The organism is Exiguobacterium sp. MMG028, assembly GCF_027947425.1.
Taxonomy (GTDB): domain Bacteria; phylum Bacillota; class Bacilli; order Exiguobacteriales; family Exiguobacteriaceae; genus Exiguobacterium; species Exiguobacterium aestuarii_A.
This window is the reverse complement of the sequence record NZ_JAQJIN010000001.1, coordinates 914,523-933,190: the sequence shown is the minus strand read 5'-3', so window position 1 is coordinate 933,190 and position 18,668 is coordinate 914,523. Positions and strand designations below refer to the sequence as shown.

The following is an 18,668-nucleotide window of genomic DNA, read 5'->3' as shown; positions in this document are numbered from 1 at the left end:
GAGGAGGATTTGGTGTGGGTTTAAAACGTTTAGATGGATTGGCGCTCTCAAACATGATCGCGAACGGAGCGGCCAACTTGAGCCAAAACGCAGATTATGTGGATTCGCTTAACGTCTTCCCGGTTCCAGACGGAGATACGGGAACGAACATGAACTTGACGATGACGTCGGGTGCGAAAGAAGTAGCAGCGATGAACTCATCAGATATCGCAGAGGTGTCATCGAAGTTTGCTCGTGGACTACTTATGGGAGCACGAGGAAACTCAGGCGTTATTTTAAGTCAGTTGTTCCGTGGATTCGGTAAAGCGGTTGAAGGCAAAGCGGAACTGACAACGGTTGATTTTGCAGAGGCGCTCAAGCGCGGTGTCGACACGGCATACAAGGCGGTTATGAAACCGGTTGAAGGAACGATTTTGACGGTTGCTCGTGAAGCGGCCGACGAAGCGCTTCTTGCGTCAGAGTCGACAAGTGATTTCACTGAATTTATGAAACGTGTCATCGTAGAAGCGAAAGCATCGTTAGACCGTACACCGGACTTGTTGCCGGTATTAAAAGAAGTCGGCGTCGTCGACTCAGGCGGTCAAGGTCTTCTCGTCATCTACGAAGGATTCCTTGCAAGCCTTGAAGGAAAAGAACTCGAGAAACCACATGCACCTGTCATGGATGCGTTGATCGAGGCAGAACATCATGCCCATGCTGCACAAGGATTCATGTCAACAGAAGACATTGAATTCGGCTACTGCACGGAAATCATGGTTCGTTTCCAAGACGATAAGTTAAAGGATGCGCCGTTCAATGAAGACGCATTCCGTAACGAATTGTCAGAACTAGGAGATTCTCTCCTTGTCGTCGCGGACGAAGAACTCTTAAAAGTTCACGTTCACGTCGAGACTCCAGGTGAGGTCATCACGAAAGGTCAGCGTTTCGGTGAACTCGTTGCAGTCAAAATCGAGAACATGCGTCAACAACACTCGACAATCCTTGAAGAAGAACACGGCGCAAATCAGCACGGTGTTCAACAGGCCGAGAAGCCAAAAGCACCATTTGCGATCGTAACGGTGGCAATGGGTGAAGGTGTCAGTGAATTGTTCCGTTCGCTTGGGGCGGCACATGTTATCGAAGGCGGTCAGACGATGAACCCATCGACAGAAGATATCGTCAAGGCGATTGAATCTGCACATGCGGAACATGTCTTTATCTTCCCGAACAACTCAAACATCATCATGGCTGCTGAGCAAGCGGCGTCTGTCGCACCATGCGGCGTCTCTGTCATCCCGACGAAGACGGTCCCACAAGGTCTTGCGGCTGCAATCGCCTTCAACCCAGAGGCGGATGTCGAGATGAACGAACAAGCGATGAAAGCGGCTGCCGCGACTGTGAAGTCTGGTCAAGTCACTTACGCTGTTCGTGATACGAGCATCGATGGCGTGGAAATCAAGAAAGACGAGCATATGGCGATTGCAGAGAAGAAAATTGTTTCTTCATCGACGTCAAGCCTCGAAGCGGCTAAGAAATTGGTCGATGCACTCGTCGAAGCAGACGATGAAATCATCACGATCTTAACAGGTGAAGGTTCATCTGAATCAGACGTGGAAGCGTTGACGTCATATATTGAATCTGTAAATGATGAGATTGAGATTGAAGTACACGACGGCAAACAACCGCTTTACTCTTATATTTTTAGTGTGGAATAAGCTGTTTCAAGTCCCTACCTTCTGTATAATGAAGGTAGGGATTTTTGAAAGGGGGAAAATGAAGTGAAATATCGTAGTGTGTTTGACATTATTGGTCCTGTCATGGTCGGGCCATCGAGTTCACATACAGCCGGTGCCGCACGCATCGGGCTGATGGCAGGGAAGTTATTTGGGCGAACGCCCCGCACCGCGCGCATCACGTTTTACGGATCGTTTGCGGACACGTATCGGGGTCACGGTACGGATGTCGCGATCGTCGGTGGGATTATGGGATTCGATACGTTTGACTTGCGAATCCCACAGGCGTTAGACATCGCCCGTGAAAAAGGGATCGAGGTCATCTTTGAGACGAGTGACTTGTTGACGGATCATCCGAATACAGCCCGTGTCTTACTCGAAGATGAGTTTGGGACATTTGAAATCGTCGGGATTTCAATCGGTGGGGGAACGATTGAGATTACGGAACTAAATGGGTTCCCGTTGAAATTGACAGGTGGGGGACCTGCGCTCGTCGTCTTGCATCATGACCGATTCGGCGCCATCGCTGCAGTGACCGGCGTCTTGGCGAATCATCAATTGAACATCGGGCATATGGAAGTGAGTCGCCACGAAAAAGGAATGCAAGCGTTGATGGCGATTGAGATTGATGAAACGATTCCTGCTGAAGTGATCGCAGAACTGGAACGGTTACCGCAAATCGAACGGATAGCTATTTTTGGGGAATAAGGAGAATGTGAGATGTTTAAATCAGTAAAAGAGTTAGTGACGATTGCCACAGAACGAGGCATCCCTATTTCTGAAGTCATGATCGAACAAGAGATGCACGTCAGACGCTCGAGTCGGGAGGACATCATCGGGATGATGGACCGAAACCTCGAGGTCATGGAAGAAGCGGTTGAACGCGCCCTTCAAGGTGTTACATCGGTGACAGGATTGACGGGGAACGATGCCGTACTCATGCAAGAGTATATCCAATCAGGTAAATCACTTGCTGGAGACCTCATTTTAGATGCCGTGTCAAAAGCAATCGGGACGAACGAAGTGAATGCGGCGATGGGACGGATTTGTGCGACACCGACTGCGGGGAGTGCAGGCGTCGTACCTGGAACGTTATTCGCTGTGAAAGACCGTCTCGAGATGGACCGCGATGCGATGATTCGTTACTTGTTCACGTCAGGTGCTTTCGGTTTTGTTGTGGCGAACAACGCCTCGATCTCGGGAGCGGCAGGTGGCTGCCAGGCAGAGGTCGGTTCAGCGACCGGAATGGCTGCAGCCGCCATCGTCGAAGCAGCCGGCGGGACACCGGACCAATCGGCGACGGCATTCGCGATCGCCCTTAAGAACATGCTCGGTCTCGTCTGTGACCCGGTGGCAGGACTCGTTGAAGTCCCATGTGTAAAACGAAACGCCATGGGTGGTGCCAATGCCATTGTCGCAGCGGACATGGCCCTCGCGGGAATCACATCACGCATTCCTTGTGACGAAGTCATTTCAGCGATGCATGAAGTCGGTCAAATGATGCCGACTGCATTGAAAGAGACGGCGAAAGGTGGACTGGCGAATACGCCGACGGCTCGTCGCCTCGAACGAAATATATTTGGAGCGAAAGAAGATGCAAAACAATGAACGACTGACGACTCTGAAAGGAGTCGGGCCGGAGATGGCCAAAAAACTAGAAGTGATGGGACTTGTTCGAATCGAGGACGTGCTAGAGCACGTCCCGTTTCGTTATGAGAATTATAATAGTGGGACCGTAACGACTGCCGTTCATGGTGACCTGGTCAAGTGGAGTGGGACGGTTCAAGCAGAACCACTCGTTCGCTACTATAGTAAAGGCAAGAATCGACTTCAGTTCAGATTATTGCTAGAAGAACGATATGCGGTCCAAGTGACGATGTTTAACCGTGCATTTTATAAAGAGAAGTTAGCAATCGGCGAGACCGTCACGGTCAAAGGGAAATGGGACATGAATCGGATGACGATCAGCGCGACCGACCTCGAATTTGGTGCTCCGTCAGGCGGACTTCAACCGATCTATTCATTACGAGCGGGACTGACGCAAAAGAACTTTAGTCGGATCGTCAAGTTAGCATTTGAACAAGTGAGCGAGCTTCCGGAGCGTGTACCGCCGTCCATACGGGCCAGGTATCGACTTGAGGATCGGATGGATATGCTACGTGGTATGCATTTTCCAGATAGCGTGGAAACGTATAAGCAGGCGAGACGGAGTTATGTTTATGAAGAATGTCTCATGTATCAATTGAAACTGCAGGCGTTTCGGAAAATGGAGCGGTCAGGAAACGGTCGGGCCCTTCAACTTGATAAACATCAACTGAACGAGTTCGTCAAACGACTCGCATTCCCGTTGACGGGAGCCCAAACACGGGTCATCCGTGAAATTGTATCCGATTTGGAGAAGCCAGAACGGATGAACCGATTGCTACAAGGGGATGTCGGGAGCGGGAAGACCGTCGTTGCCGCGATTGCCTTGTATGCGACCGTCATGGCTGGGTATCAAGGGGCATTGATGGTGCCGACCGAGATTTTAGCAGAACAACATGCGACATCTTTACAGGAATTGTTCGAACCGTTCGGTATCACGATTGCCCTCTTGACGAGCTCAGTGAAAGGGAAAGCGCGAGAAGCGCTACTATCGGCAATCCAATCAGGAGACGTCGACATCATCGTGGGAACACATGCCCTCATTCAAGGCCCCGTCGAGTTTTCGAACTTACATTTGGCGATCACGGACGAACAACATCGATTCGGTGTCGAACAACGAAAGAAACTTCGCGATAAAGCGGAATTTGCGGACGTCTTATATATGACCGCGACTCCGATTCCGAGGACACTTGCTATCAGCGCCTTCGGAGAGATGGACGTCTCGACAATCGATGAGATGCCGAAAGGCCGAAAACCAATTGAAACGTACTGGGCGAAGCAAGACCAAATTGACCGTGTCCATTCAATGGTCGACCGTGAACTGTCTCTCGGTCGTCAAGCATATGTGATCGCACCACTCATCGAGGAGTCAGATACGCTCGAGGTCGAAAGTGCGACAGCTTTGTATGAACTTTTGAAAGAACGGTTTCCGAACTATTCAGTAGGGCTGATGCACGGAAAGCTGTCGAGCGCAGAAAAGGACGACGTGATGAAGTCATTTGCTGACAATGCGACGCAAATTCTCGTATCGACGACAGTCGTCGAAGTCGGGGTGAACGTTCCGAACGCTTCACTCATCATCATCCATGACGCCGAGCGTTTCGGTCTCGCGCAATTACACCAGCTACGTGGCCGCGTCGGTCGTGGTGCCCATCAATCGTTCTGTATCCTCGTCGGGGACCCGAAGTCAGATGTCGGGAAAGTACGACTGAAAACGATGACAGAGACGAACGATGGATTCGTATTGGCAGAGAAAGATTTAGAGTTACGTGGTGCCGGTGATTTCTTTGGTACCGCGCAAAGCGGTCTTCCGAGCTTCCGGGCCGCAGATCCCGTTCTCGATTTGAAAGTGATGGAAGTGGCCATGCAAGATGCCGTGAAACTTCTCGGAAGCGACGCATTTTGGCATGACGCCCAATATGAAGGGTTACGTGGCTATTTGAAACAACTCGACCTTCTCGTTGGGGAAAGGTTAGAATAATACTTGAAAATGACGACTAAAGAATATATACTGCTATTAGTACCAGGTATTAAGTTCTTTAGTGATTAGTTTAGGAGGGAACTGAATGCGGGTACCTAAGAAAGAGCGGCAACGCTTGTTACAAGAAACGATTGAGCGCAACCCGTTCATCAAAGACGAAGAACTATCAAAACAGTTTTCCGTCAGCATCCAGACGATTCGGCTCGACCGGATGGAATTAAAAATTCCGGAAGTGAGGGAACGAATCAAACATGTGGCTTCCGAGCACCTCGATGAAGTCAAATCGCTTTCAATGAGCGAGGTCATCGGTGATATGATTGACTTGAAACTCGATGACTCTGCGATTTCTGTCCTCGATATAGAAAAAGAACACGTCTTTAGCCGCAATGAGATTGCACGTGGACACGTCCTGTTCGCGCAAGCCAACTCGTTAGCGGTGGCGCTCATCAATGATGAATTGGCGTTGACCACTAAAGCGGAGATCCGGTTTAGTCGCCAGGTTCATCTTGGAGAGCGAGTCGTTGCCAAGGCTCGTGTGATGAAGCTAAGAGGGGACGGGAGAACAGACGTCACGGTCGAAAGTTATGTCGGTGAGGAGCGCGTTTTTGAAGGCGACTTCACGATTTACCGACGTGGTGAGGAGGAACAAGCATGAAATTAGCAATTGATGCAATGGGTGGCGATCACGCACCGAAAGCAATCGTAGAAGGTGTGAAACGGTTCGTCGAACAATATCCGAATGAACCGATGGAACTCTTTTTAGTCGGTGACGAGGTGAAAATTGCCTCTTATGGATTTGACGATCCTCGTGTGACGGTCGTTCCAGCAAGTGAAATCATTACAGGTGAGGATGAGCCTGTTCGTGCGGTCCGCCGCAAAAAGGACAGCTCGCTCGTCGTAGCAGCAAACCTTGTTAAAGAGGGGAAAGCGGATGCTCTCGTGTCTGCCGGGAACACCGGCGCCTTGATGGCAGCTTCTCTCTTCGTCATCGGACGAATCCCAGGAATCGAGCGTCCGGCACTATCTCCGACGTTCCCTACATATACAGGTAGTGGTGTCGTCGTGCTGGATGTCGGAGCGAATCCGGATGCGAAAGCGGAACATCTTGTGGATTATGCAATCATGGGTTCACTGTATGCAGAACATGTCCGTGGCATCAATTCACCACGTGTCGCCCTTCTCAATATCGGGACGGAAGCCGGAAAAGGAAATGCGCTCACGAAAGAAGCATTCCCCCTCCTTGAACAGGCCCCTGTCCACTTTGTCGGGAATGTCGAAGCGCGGGAAGCGATGTCAGGGGACGTGGACGTCATCGTGACGGAAGGATTTGCCGGAAACATCTTGTTAAAAGGTGTAGAAGGCTCATCAGCGATGCTCATGAAGATGATGAAAGAACAATTCACGAGCAACCTTGTATCAAAACTTGCCGCTCTCATCTTAAAACCGAAATTAAGACGATTGAAAGAAACGCTTGATTATCGTGAACATGGGGGAGCCGGATTATTCGGGATCAATGCGCCTGTCATCAAGGCGCACGGATCGAGCGACGCACTTGCGATTGCGAGTGCGTTGAAACAAGCGAAGATCATGGTAGACCACGATGTCGTCGATAAAATCAAGCGTGCCAAAGCGATAGACTAAGCGAAAGCAGGTGAGGACATGGGGAAAGTAGCATGGGTGTTCCCAGGACAAGGCTCTCAAGCCGTCGGAATGGGACAGACCTTTTTAGACCAACCTGAAGCCCTTCAGGCAATCGGGCGTCGACTCGGATTTGACCTTCTTGAAGTCATGTCTGCCGGGTCGAAAGAAGACCTACAAGAAACAGAAGTCGCACAACCAGCAATCGTGGCACATGCCTCGTTGCTTGCACAAGCCTATGCATCAAACGGTGCGACACCAGATGTCGTCATCGGACATAGCGTAGGAGAATATGCGGCGCTCGTCTCAGCGGGGGTCATCGATTTAGAAGAGGCGACCGTGCTCGTTCGAGAACGTGGTAATTTGATGTCTTCTGTGAAAGACGGAACGATGGCGGCAGTCGTCGGAATGACCGATCTTCAAGAAGCACTTCATATCACTGAAAAAATTAGTGCGAGTGGGGACTTGGTTCAAATCGCTAACTTGAACTGCCCTGGTCAGTTTGTCATTTCCGGGCAGATCGATGCGGTCGAACAGGCGAGTGTAGAATTGAAGGCAGCCGGCGCGAAACGGGTATTACCGTTAAACGTCTCCGGTGCGTTCCACAGTTCATATATGATGCCGGTGGCGACACGTTTCCAAGGTGTCCTCGCCTCATCACCGTTCCAAGAAGCGTCTGTCGATTTCATTTCGAACGTGGATGCGGCTGTGCATCGTGATCCGGAACATCTAAAGGCGTTGTTGACGAAACAACTGTATTCGTCGGTTCGTTTTGAAGAATGTGTTCGAAAAGCGATTGCAGACGGGGTAGACACGTTCATCGAATTCGGTCCATCGTCACCACTTTCAGGGTTGATTAAACGAATCGATTCGAATGTATCGATTCAAAAGGCGACCACGTTGGAAGAAGTCGCCTCGTTAGGAGGAGAAGTTCGTGCATGATCAAGTAGCGATCGTGACTGGCGCGTCCCGTGGAATCGGTGCGGCCATCGCGAAACGTTTAGGGGAAGACGGCTTCCGTGTCGTCGTGAATTACTCGGGTAGTGAAGAAAAAGCAAACGCTGTCGTGGCATCCATCATTGAAGCAGGTGGCGAAGCTACGGCCGTGAAGGCAGACGTCTCAAACGCTGACGACGTTAAAGCACTCGTCAAGACGACGGTCGATACGTATGGACGCGTCGATTGTCTTGTGAACAACGCTGGCATCACACGTGACGGGTTACTCATGCGGATGAAAGAAGCGGACTTCAATGACGTCTTATCGACGAACTTGAAAGGCGCGTTCCTCACATCGCAAGCGGTCACACGTTCGTTGCTCAAATCAAAATCGGGGCGAATCATCAATATCGCCTCAGTCGTCGGAATCACTGGGAACGCCGGACAAGCAAACTATGCGGCTGCGAAAGCAGGGTTGATCGGGTTGACGAAATCAGTGGCACGCGAACTCGCAGGTCGTCATGTGACGGTCAATGCCGTTTGTCCTGGTTTTATCCAAACCGATATGACCGATGCCTTGACAGATGAACAGCGGAACGCTACACTCGAGCAAATTCCGTTTAATCGTTTCGGACAAGTCGAAGATGTGGCGAACCTCGTCTCATTCCTAGCATCTGAACAAGCCGCTTACGTGACGGGTCAGACGATTGCCGTCGATGGCGGCATGACGATGGCGTAAAAGAGAACTTTACCAATAGACAGACATTTAATATACTTACATTTGGAGGGATTTTATCATGACAAAAGAACAAATTTTAGTAGACGTACAAGAAGCAGTAGCAGAGAAGCTCGGGAAAGACATTTCTGAGATCACTGCAGAGAAATCGTTCAAGGACGACCTTGGCGCTGACTCGCTTGAAGTAATGGAAATGGTGATGGACCTCGAAGACAAATTCGACATCACGATTGAAGACGAAGACGCTGAGAAGCTCGCAACTGTTGGCGACGTAGTAGCGTACATCGAAACAAAAGTGTAATCAAGCCATCCCACCGCTCGGCTCCGAGCGGTGGGCTTGTGCTTATTCATGGAGGGAACTATGACAAAAGACAAACGACGGTTTGACCGTCAAGGGTCGGCGCAACGGCGCCGGCGTCAGGAAATGGAACGGGCACGCATCTTAGAATTATTCAAGTCATTAGAAGAACGTTTAGACGTTCAGTTTTCGAATCACGACTTGCTCATGCAGGCGTTCACACACTCTTCTTATGTGAATGAACAACGTGGATTACGAAAAGATAATGAACGCTTAGAATTTTTGGGGGATGCCGTGTTAGAATTGACCGTATCCCGCTTTCTATATGAGACTTATCCGGAGCGCTCCGAGGGGGAATTAACGAAATTACGGGCGGCGATCGTTTGCGAACCGTCACTCGTGAATTTTGCGGAGGCCTATGCTTTCTCTGACTTCATCTTGCTTGGAAAAGGTGAAGAGTTGACCGGTGGACGAAAACGTCCGGCACTACTTGCCGATGTCTTCGAATCCTATATCGGTGCTCTTTATTTAGACCAAGGGATTGAGGCAGTCGAACGATTCCTCGCCGAAGCGGTTTTTCCGAAAGTCTTAGCGGGTGTATTTGAAGAACAGACCGATTTCAAGAGCCAGTTGCAGGAGAGTGTGCAACGGGAAGGCTTAGGTCCGGTCACGTATGAAATCATCGAGGAGCGAGGACCGGCGCATAGCCGTGAATTCGTTGCCCATGCACGCCTCAGTGACGACATTGTCGGAGAAGGAGTCGGGCGCTCTAAAAAAGAAGCCGAGCAGTTGGCGGCTAAAGAAGCGCTCATCGCGTTCAATCGACGTTACGCTGATCTATAAACAAAAAGGAGTGGACCATTCACAATGGTTCCACTCCTTTTTCATGTCAATTGACCGAGTTCTTCGACAATCCCGTCGACTTCCGATAAAGAGAGGGAAGAACGTGTCATTACGTACTCGTAAATCTCTTTCACCGCTGATGGGTCAGCCGCATTATATTCTTCCGCCTTGATTGCACCGCGGTTAATAATGTTCATTTTGTCTAAAATCGCTTCAATCATCTGTTCATTCGTCATCTGTATTCCCCTTTCTACAGTTCTTTTAAGAATAGCATGATTCTGTCATTTTGACGAACTGTTAACTGTGGTAAAATATACAGATGAATGCTTACTGCGGATAGGATGGTCACGATGCACTTAAAACGAATCGAACTCGCTGGCTTTAAATCATTTGCCAAGCGAATTGAATTAGATTTCCGTCCCGGCGTCACGGCTGTAGTAGGGCCGAACGGAAGCGGAAAATCCAATATATCGGACGCTGTTCGCTGGGTACTTGGAGAACAGTCGGCCAAATCACTTCGCGGTGCCAAGATGGAAGACGTCATCTTTGCCGGAAGTGAAGGTGAGAATCACCGAAACGTCGCGGAGGTCACGCTCGTCCTCGATAATCGCGACGAACAGTTACGTCTCCCTTATGAAGAAGTGAGTGTGACCCGTCGCGTGACCCGAAGTGGGGACAGCGACTATTTTATGAATAAAAAACCATGTCGTCTAAAAGACGTCATTGACCTCTTTTTAGACACAGGTCTTTCCCGGGATGCATTCGCAATCATCGGGCAAGGTCGAGTCGAACAAGTCATTTCCGGGAAGCCGGAAGACCGCCGTGCCGTCATCGAAGAGGCGGCGGGTGTCCTCAAGTATCGCCAGCGTAAAAAACAGGCTGAGCGTAAATTGCAAGACACTGAATTGAACTTGTCACGTGTCGACGACATTTTGTTTGAATTGGCTGACCGGGTGGAACCACTTCGTGAGCAGGCGGCGCTCGCTCGGGAATATACAGTGGCAAAAGCCCGTCATGACGAGCTCGAGACGGGGATCATGGGTGCCGAAATTCAGTTGCTCCAACAAGAAATTGAACAAGTGACGGTACGTCATACAGAATCAATCAAGCAATTATCGGATTGTGATCGTTCGGTACAACACCTCACGGAGGAACGTACTCAACTTGAGGCTACGCTATCGACCCTTCGTGACGAGTTATCCGAGATGAACCAAAAAGAGCGCGAACAGTCGACGTATGTCGAACGTTTGACCGGTGACATCAAGCTCGCGAAAGCACAAGAAGAGCATGGAGCCGAGATGAAAGAGCGTCTCGTCCGTCAACGTGAAGAAGTGAGCGCCGAGATGGAAGAGCTAGAGACTCGACTGGTGGTCGTTCGTGATGAATTGTCTAAAAAAGTAGATACGTTGCGACGAACGACCGAGGCGAGAGATACGCTTCAACAACAGTTGACAGCCGCCTCGCGTGATTTCAATGCCGAGATCGAAGCGTTACAAAGTGAGGCGTTCGAACTCGCGACAACACGAGCGACAATCAGTAACCAACAAAAGCGGGAGCAACGGGATATCGATGTCGCCATCGAGTCGAAAGAACGTCTCCTTCGTGAGAACAAACATCGTCTTGATGATCGGTCTTCACAAGAAGCAACACTCGAAGCGACACGGGAACGATATGAAGAAGTGCAAGGTCGTTTCGAACTACTGAGTAAAAAAGAAACGGAACTTCGCGACCAAGAGACGACGATCCGTGAGAAGTTGACGCGGGCAGAAACGTCTTACTATGACCTCGAACGTCGTCGTCAAAAGACGGAAGATCGGATTGAGATGCTTGAACGGATGAAACAATCGTATGAAGGATACTTCCATGCGGTCAAGTTTGTATTGAAAGAACGTTCATCAGGTGTGCTTGGTGCCGTCGCTGAACTGATTCGTGTTCGTCCTTCGTATGAAGCCGCCATCGAGACGGCTCTCGGACAGACGCAACAACATGTCGTCGTCAAAGACGAGACAGTCGGACGTCATGAAATCGATCGATTGCGCAAAGCGAACGCAGGTCGCGCGACGTTCTTACCGATGACGACGATCAAACCAAGATTCGTACCGACCGAAGTATTACACCGGCTCGAATCGATGACTGGATTTGTCGGAGTGGCATCTGATTTAGTCGAGACGGACGAGTCGTTCGAAACGTTGAAAAAATCACTTCTCGGTTCGGTGCTCGTCGCCGAGACATTAGAAGTCGCGAACCGGATTGCGCAAATGACCGGATACCGTTTCCGCGTCGTCACGCTCGAAGGAGACATCGTGAACGTCGGTGGTTCGATGACCGGTGGGAGTCGTAAGCAAGGGGTGGCCTTGTTCACACAATCGCGTGAGTTAGACGACTTGAAACAAGGATTGACGCAAGGGCTTGCGATGCTTCATGAGCAAAAACAACGTCTTCAAGAATACACGGAAGCGTTGAAGACAATCACTGAAGCATTATCAACGCTACGAGACGAGAAACGTACCGTCGAAGGATCGCTTCGAGAGGTCGAGGCAGCTTACCGTACCGCCGAACGCGCCTCGCTTGATGCCAAGTCACAACTTGAACTGTTCGATCATGAGATGCTGCGTTACGAGAAAACAATCGAAACATCGACAGCCGAACTCGAACGTTTGACGAAAACGTTGGCAGATACGGATAAAGAGCAAGCGGACATTCGTGTTCGACTAGAGTCGCTTCGTGCCGAACAGGCAAAAAGTGCCGAAAGTACGGGGCAACTTGAAACGTTGCTTCGTCAAAACGAGCTCGACCTACAACGCCATACGCTCGAAGAAGAACGGGTTCGTTATGAAGTGGAGCGCTTGACGACTGAACGGAAACGTCTACAGGATCGGACCGATCAGATGAATCGTGAACTTACGCGACTTGACAGTGGGGAAGTCGTCTCATCTGCCGAGTTAGAAGAAACGCTCGCTACGGCCAAACTTGAATTCACCAACATTCAAGAGCGACTTCAAGAGATGACGGCAACGCTCAAGTCAAATGAAGAGGCGTACCGCATCATGCGTCAACGTGTCGATCAAGCGACGGAAGCGCGGCGTCAAGCGGAAGCAGTCGTTCGAAAACTAGAGACGGCGAAACAAGAGTTCGAATTAAAACGACAGTGGAAGCTCGATGCGTTAGAGGAACACGGGCTTGTTGCAGAACTCTTACCGGCGCTTGAGATTCCTCTTGATGAGGCGAAAGAAGAGTTCAAATTACTCGTTCGTCAAATTGAAGAGATCGGACCGGTTAACTTGAATGCGATCGAGGAGTTCGATAGCGTTCACGAACGCTTTACGTTCTTGTCTGAACAGCGGGATGACTTGGTCAGTGCGAAAGAAGATTTGTATGAGATCATCGCCGAGATGGACCGTGAAGTGACACGTCTTTTCAAAGAGACATATACGAACGTTCGGGCACACTTCAAACAGACGTTCACCGAGTTGTTCGGTGGGGGCGAAGCCGATTTGAAATTGGTCGATGAGTCTGACTTGTTGAATACAGGGATTGAGATCGTCGCCAAACCGCCTGGCAAAAAGCTACAGACGCTCAGTCTGTTGTCTGGAGGAGAGCGTGCACTCACGGCAATCGCCTTACTGTTTGCGATTTTGAAAACGCGTCCGGTACCATTCTGTGTCCTCGATGAAGTCGAAGCGGCGCTTGATGAGGCGAACGTACATCGGTTCGGGGAATATATTCGCACGCTCTCAATCGACACGCAATTTGTCATCATCACGCACCGAAAAGGTACAATGGAAGCGGCAGATACGCTTTATGGCGTCACGATGCAACAGAACGGGGTGTCCGAAGTATTATCGGTCGAACTGTCTGAAGCAAAACGTGTCGTAGAAATGGATGAAGAGATGGAGGAATCACGTTGAGTTTTTTCAAGAAATTAAAAGAAAAATTAACGACATCTACCCAAGAGGTGTCACAAAAGTTTACAGACGGATTGACGAAGACGCGTGACGGATTTGCGAGTGCCGTCAACGACCTCGTTTATCGTTTTCGCGAGGTGGATGAGGACTTCTTCGATGAACTCGAAGATTTGCTCATCCAAGCGGATGTCGGCGTCACGACGACGATGGACCTTGTCGAAGACTTGAAAGAAGAAGTGAAACGACGCAACTTGAAAGACCCGGTCGCTGTTCGGGATGCTCTCGTTGAGGTGGTGGCGAAACGCCTTCAGGAAGACGAATCTGACCGTGAACTGAACATGCAAGACGGACTCACAGTCATCTTGTTTGTCGGTGTGAACGGTGTCGGAAAGACGACGACGATCGGAAAATTGGCGCATCAATTGAAGTCGGAAGGTCGTAACGTCATGCTCGCGGCAGGAGATACGTTCCGTGCAGGAGCAATCGAGCAACTTCAAGTATGGGGCGAACGCGTCGGAGTGCCGGTCATTCGTCAAACGGAAGGGTCTGACCCGGCCGCCGTCGTATACGATGCAGTTCAATCTGCGAAGTCACGTAACATGGACGTGCTCATCTGTGACACGGCGGGACGCCTTCAAAATAAAGTGAACTTAATGAAAGAACTTGAAAAAGTGAAACGGGTCATCGAACGAGAAGTCCCGAACGGACCACATGAGGTGTTACTCGCATTAGATGCAACGACCGGACAAAACGCTATGATTCAAGCAAAAGCGTTCAAAGAAGCGACGAACGTGAGCGGGATCGTCTTGACGAAACTCGACGGTACAGCAAAAGGTGGGATTGTTCTCGCGATTCGAAATGAACTCGATATTCCGGTCAAATATGTCGGTCTCGGGGAGAAGATGGACGATTTGCAAGAGTTTGACCCAGAGCAGTTCGTCCTGGGGTTGTTCGGAGACGTTTTCGAGGACAAATCAGAAGAGGACTCAACTGAAAATGAGGACACAAACAAAGACCTCGCCTAAGTTTTACTGTTAAGAAAAAAACTTGACAAGTACTAGGCACGGCTGTACTATTGGTAGTTGTAAAGGGATTTCACTTAACATGTGGAGGTGAAAGGTTTGACGCTCGAAAAAACGAATCGCATGAACTATCTCATCGATTTCTATCAAGCGCTCCTCACACCGAAACAGCGCAACTATATGTCTCTTTATTACCTAGATGACTACTCGCTCGGAGAGATAGCGGAAGAGTTTGAAGTCAGCCGTCAAGCGGTCTACGATAACATAAAGCGTACAGAAACGATGCTTGAACAGTACGAGGAAAAGCTCGCTCTATTCGAAAAATTCGAACAGCGTCAGCAACTTCTTCAGACCCTCAAACGTCAAGTCGAGCTCACGGATGACGTGCAGGCTACGATTTCTGCGCTTGAGAATTTAGAGTAGGGGGCTGGAGCATGGCATTTGAAGGATTATCAGAACGGTTGCAAGCGACGCTTTCAAAGATGCGCGGTAAAGGGAAAATCTCTGAGGCTGATGTCAAAGAGATGATGCGTGAGGTTCGCCTCGCCTTACTAGAAGCCGACGTCAACTTTAAAGTAGTCAAGCAATTCGTCAATGACGTGAAAGAACGTGCGGTTGGTCAGGATGTCATGAAATCATTGACGCCAGGTCAACAAGTTGTCAAAATCGTTCACGAAGAGTTGACGAATTTGATGGGAAGCGATGTCGTCCCGATCTCATTCAGTCAGAAACCACCGACAGTCGTCATGATGGTCGGTCTGCAAGGGGCAGGTAAGACGACAACGACCGGGAAGCTAGCGAACTTGATTCGCAAAAAGCATAACCGCAGTCCACTTCTCGTCGCGGCGGATATTTATCGTCCGGCGGCAATCAAGCAGCTCGAGACACTCGGGAAGCAACTCGATTTACCGGTCTTCTCACTTGGCGATCAAGTGAAGCCGGAAGAGATTGTGACGAAAGCGCTCGAGTACGCAAAAACAAATCATCACGATTTCGTGTTGATCGATACGGCGGGTCGCCTTCATATCGACGAGACGCTCATGGGTGAGCTCGAAAATGTGAAGACGATTGCCAAACCAAATGAAATCTTCCTTGTCGTCGACTCGATGACAGGTCAAGATGCGGTCAATGTGGCCGACAGTTTCAATGAGAAACTCGGAATCACCGGGGTCGTGCTTACAAAGCTCGACGGAGATACACGAGGCGGGGCAGCCCTTTCGATCAAGGCAGTCACGGGAGCGCCGATTAAATTCGTCGGTCTCGGAGAAAAGTTGGATGCCCTCGAACCATTCCATCCAGAACGCATGGCGTCACGGATCCTTGGAATGGGGGACGTGCTCTCGCTCATTGAGAAAGCCGAGACACAGATGGACCAAGACGCAGCGAGAGAGCTAGAAAGCAAAATTCGTGACGCGTCATTCACGTTCGATGATTTCATTGAACAGTTGGGTCAAGTGAAAAACATGGGCCCGATTGATGAATTACTTTCGATGTTACCTGGTGCAGGTAAGATGAAAGGGTTGAAAAACGTCCAAATCGACGAGAAACAACTCGATCACGTCGAAGCGATCATTCGCTCGATGACCAAACATGAGCGCGCCAACCCGGAAGTGCTCAATGCAAGTCGTCGGAAGCGGATCGCAAAAGGGAGCGGTCGCTCGATTCAAGAAGTGAACCGTCTCATCAAACAGTTCGATGACATGAAGAAGCTGATGAAGCAAATGTCAGGACAAATGAAAGGGAAGAAAAAGGGCTTAGGTCTTCCGTTCTTCTAACAAAAACTTTTGTCAGTCGGACAAAAAAGCTGTATACTATAAAAGTTGTCAATTCTTAAACACATGATGGAGGTATATTACCATGGCAGTTAAAATTCGTCTTAAGCGCATGGGCGCAAAAAAATCACCTTTCTACCGTATCGTTGTAGCAGACTCACGTTCACCACGTGACGGTCGCTTCATCGAGCAAGTTGGTCACTACAACCCGGTTGCAAAACCAGAAGCTGAAGTTCGCATCAACGAAGAACTCGCTCTCAAATGGTTGGCAGACGGCGCGAAGCCATCTGACACAGTACGTAACTTGTTCTCTAAAGCAGGGATCATGGAGAAATTCCACAACGCGAAAAACGCGAAGTAATGATGTGGCCGACCTTTTCTGAGGTCGGCCTATTTTGTTGAGGAGGGAACGCGAATGGATTGGTTATACGTTGGGAAAATCGCCAATACGCACGGCCTTAAAGGGGAAGTAAAGATTTTGGCGGCGACAGATTTTCCGGAAGAACGCTTTAAAAAAGGGAACACGTTGTTCCTTGACGTGGACGGAACGAAACAAGAGATGACGATCACGACGTATCGTCCGCACAAGCAGTTCCATCTCGTCACGTTCAAAGGGTTTGAGAATATCAACCTCATCGAGAAATATAAAGGCTTGAAGTTATATGTTCATGCCGAACACGTGCATAATCTCTCGGAGAACGAATATTACTATCATGAGATTATCGGTTGTGAGGCAATCGTCGATGGTGAGTCGATCGGTGTGATCGATGATATCTTTGAGACGGGTGCGAACGACGTATGGGTCATCAAACGCCCGGGTAAATCGGATGCCCTCATCCCTTATATCGAATCGGTCGTCAAAGAGATTGACGTCGAAGCGAAACGTGTCGTCATCACCCCGATTCCCGGAATGATTGACGATGAAGATTGATGTGTTGACGTTATTCCCGGACATGTTCAAGACGCTCGACCATTCCATCGTCGGCCGCGCGAAAGCGCTCGGACAAGTGGAGATGTCGTTCATCAATTTCCGGGATTTTTCAACGAACAAGCATCATAAGGTTGACGATTATCCGTACGGGGGAGGGGCGGGCATGTTGCTCACCCCACAACCGATCTTTGATGCGTTTGACTCGATCGAGGCGAAGTCACCACGTGTCATCCTTACGACACCGACCGGAAAGCCGTTCAATCAGCAGATGGCGGAAGAATGGGCGCGGGAAGAACACCTGATCTTTTTGTGTGGGCATTATGAAGGATTCGACCAACGCATCCACGATGAACTGGCGACAGACGAAGTGTCGATTGGCGACTTTGTCTTGACGGGTGGCGAGCTTGCGACGATGGTGATGATCGATGCGACGGTGAGACTGCTCCCGGACGTCCTCGGCGATCAGGCGAGCCACGAGGATGATTCGTTCTCGACCGGTCTACTCGAATATCCGCACTATACACGACCTGCCGATTTTCGTGGGTTGAAGGTACCGGACGTCCTCCTCTCTGGCAATCACGCCCGCATCGAGACGTGGCGACGCGAACAATCACTCGAGCGAACGTACAGACGTCGACCGGATCTACTCGAACAACTCGAGCTGACAGAAGACGATAAAAAGTTTCTCCAATCGTTGCGCGATTGAGAAATATATGCTATGTTTGAGCATGTGGGTTAAACCCATCGATTACCGATGTTCCGCTATTGGATGCTTGGGCATATGAAGATATGAACATTGAAGAAAAAGGAGATATGATTCATGAACACACAAAAACTGTTCCGTGAAATCACAGAAGAACAATTCAAATCGGACGTACCTGCTTTCCGTCCTGGTGACACAGTACGTGTCCACGTTAAAGTTGTAGAGGGAACGCGTGAGCGTATCCAGATCTTCGAAGGTGTTGTAATCAAGCGTAAAGGTGGCGGCATCAGCGAAACATTCACAGTCCGTAAGATTTCTTACGGCGTAGGTGTTGAGCGTGCATTCCCGCTTCACTCACCACGCGTTGCACAAATCGAAGTAGTACGCTACGGTAAAGTTCGCCGTGCGAAACTTTACTACCTCCGTAACCTTCGCGGTAAAGCAGCACGTATTAAAGAAATCCGTCGTTAAGATGGGAATTAAGCTTGTCGCTTGCGACAAGCTTCTTTTTTTCTAGTACAATAAGTTCAAATGGATAGAGGAGTGA

Annotated in this window: 19 protein-coding genes; 18 read left to right on the top strand and 1 reads right to left on the bottom strand. The window is 49.7% G+C overall.

The window, feature by feature from the left end; genetic code table 11:
- The first annotated feature begins 14 nt into the window (after positions 1-14).
- The 10 genes from PJK55_RS04945 (at position 15) to rnc (ending at position 9,788) form a co-directional block, all read left to right on the top strand.
- Entirely contained in the window at positions 15-1,694 is a 1,680-nt protein-coding gene (locus PJK55_RS04945) for a DAK2 domain-containing protein (protein WP_214875409.1), read from the top strand.
- 63 nt (positions 1,695-1,757) lie between these two features.
- Positions 1,758-2,420, top strand: coding sequence for an L-serine ammonia-lyase, iron-sulfur-dependent subunit beta (gene sdaAB, locus PJK55_RS04940; protein WP_074034808.1), 663 nt, complete (start codon positions 1,758-1,760; stop codon positions 2,418-2,420).
- Positions 2,421-2,432: 12 nt separating this feature from the next.
- Positions 2,433-3,320, top strand: coding sequence for an L-serine ammonia-lyase, iron-sulfur-dependent, subunit alpha (gene sdaAA, locus PJK55_RS04935; protein ID WP_271304997.1), 888 nt, complete (start codon positions 2,433-2,435; stop codon positions 3,318-3,320).
- Positions 3,307-5,337 carry an ATP-dependent DNA helicase RecG gene (recG, locus tag PJK55_RS04930; RefSeq protein ID WP_271304996.1) on the top strand — a complete coding sequence of 677 codons (2,031 nt, stop codon included), beginning with the start codon at positions 3,307-3,309 and terminating at the stop codon, positions 5,335-5,337. Before sdaAA ends, recG begins: the two co-directional genes overlap by 14 nt.
- Before the next feature lie 85 nt (positions 5,338-5,422).
- Positions 5,423-5,992, top strand: coding sequence for a transcription factor FapR (gene fapR, locus PJK55_RS04925; RefSeq protein ID WP_074034802.1), 570 nt, complete (start codon positions 5,423-5,425; stop codon positions 5,990-5,992).
- The gene (plsX, locus tag PJK55_RS04920) at positions 5,989-6,978 is read left to right on the top strand and encodes a phosphate acyltransferase PlsX (protein WP_271304995.1); all 990 of its coding nucleotides are present in this window, start codon (positions 5,989-5,991) and stop codon (positions 6,976-6,978) included. The genes fapR and plsX overlap by 4 nt, the downstream gene beginning before the upstream one ends.
- Before the next feature lie 18 nt (positions 6,979-6,996).
- Positions 6,997-7,917: an ACP S-malonyltransferase gene (gene fabD, locus PJK55_RS04915; protein ID WP_271304994.1), complete on the top strand. Its 921-nt coding sequence runs from the start codon at positions 6,997-6,999 to the stop codon at positions 7,915-7,917.
- Positions 7,910-8,650, top strand: coding sequence for a 3-oxoacyl-[acyl-carrier-protein] reductase (fabG, locus tag PJK55_RS04910; protein ID WP_271304993.1), 741 nt, complete (start codon positions 7,910-7,912; stop codon positions 8,648-8,650). The genes fabD and fabG overlap by 8 nt, the downstream gene beginning before the upstream one ends.
- A 58-nt stretch (positions 8,651-8,708) precedes the next feature.
- A complete protein-coding gene (gene acpP / locus PJK55_RS04905) occupies positions 8,709-8,948 on the top strand; it encodes an acyl carrier protein (RefSeq protein WP_074034794.1) in 240 nt (79 codons plus the stop codon).
- Between the two features lie 123 nt (positions 8,949-9,071).
- Positions 9,072-9,788 (top strand): ribonuclease III, encoded by a 717-nt coding sequence (gene rnc / locus PJK55_RS04900; RefSeq protein WP_214693956.1) that lies wholly within the window; start codon positions 9,072-9,074, stop codon positions 9,786-9,788.
- A 41-nt stretch (positions 9,789-9,829) separates the two neighbouring features.
- Here the strand turns inward: rnc and PJK55_RS04895 are convergent, their stop codons facing one another.
- The gene (locus tag PJK55_RS04895; protein WP_015881361.1) at positions 9,830-10,024 is read right to left on the bottom strand and encodes a DUF1128 family protein; all 195 of its coding nucleotides are present in this window, start codon (positions 10,022-10,024) and stop codon (positions 9,830-9,832) included.
- A 114-nt stretch (positions 10,025-10,138) separates the two neighbouring features.
- Here PJK55_RS04895 and smc point away from each other — a divergent pair, with 114 nt between their 5' ends.
- The 8 genes from smc (at position 10,139) to rplS (ending at position 18,592) form a co-directional block, all read left to right on the top strand.
- Positions 10,139-13,696 carry a chromosome segregation protein SMC gene (smc, locus tag PJK55_RS04890; protein ID WP_271304992.1) on the top strand — a complete coding sequence of 1,186 codons (3,558 nt, stop codon included), beginning with the start codon at positions 10,139-10,141 and terminating at the stop codon, positions 13,694-13,696.
- Positions 13,693-14,718 carry a signal recognition particle-docking protein FtsY gene (ftsY, locus tag PJK55_RS04885; protein ID WP_074034782.1) on the top strand — a complete coding sequence of 342 codons (1,026 nt, stop codon included), beginning with the start codon at positions 13,693-13,695 and terminating at the stop codon, positions 14,716-14,718. The genes smc and ftsY overlap by 4 nt, the downstream gene beginning before the upstream one ends.
- 96 nt (positions 14,719-14,814) lie before the next feature.
- Complete coding sequence (locus PJK55_RS04880) at positions 14,815-15,138, top strand: putative DNA-binding protein (protein WP_074034780.1); 324 nt, start codon at positions 14,815-14,817, stop codon at positions 15,136-15,138.
- Between the two features lie 11 nt (positions 15,139-15,149).
- Positions 15,150-16,490, top strand: coding sequence for a signal recognition particle protein (gene ffh / locus PJK55_RS04875; protein ID WP_214745492.1), 1,341 nt, complete (start codon positions 15,150-15,152; stop codon positions 16,488-16,490).
- Positions 16,491-16,572: 82 nt separating this feature from the next.
- Positions 16,573-16,848 (top strand): 30S ribosomal protein S16, encoded by a 276-nt coding sequence (gene rpsP, locus PJK55_RS04870; protein ID WP_015881366.1) that lies wholly within the window; start codon positions 16,573-16,575, stop codon positions 16,846-16,848.
- 54 nt (positions 16,849-16,902) lie between these two features.
- Positions 16,903-17,418 (top strand): ribosome maturation factor RimM, encoded by a 516-nt coding sequence (gene rimM, locus PJK55_RS04865; RefSeq protein WP_271304991.1) that lies wholly within the window; start codon positions 16,903-16,905, stop codon positions 17,416-17,418.
- Complete coding sequence (gene trmD, locus PJK55_RS04860; protein ID WP_224860659.1) at positions 17,408-18,124, top strand: tRNA (guanosine(37)-N1)-methyltransferase TrmD; 717 nt, start codon at positions 17,408-17,410, stop codon at positions 18,122-18,124. The genes rimM and trmD overlap by 11 nt, the downstream gene beginning before the upstream one ends.
- Before the next feature lie 114 nt (positions 18,125-18,238).
- Positions 18,239-18,592: a 50S ribosomal protein L19 gene (rplS, locus tag PJK55_RS04855; protein ID WP_015881369.1), complete on the top strand. Its 354-nt coding sequence runs from the start codon at positions 18,239-18,241 to the stop codon at positions 18,590-18,592.
- The last annotated feature ends 76 nt before the right edge of the window (positions 18,593-18,668 follow it).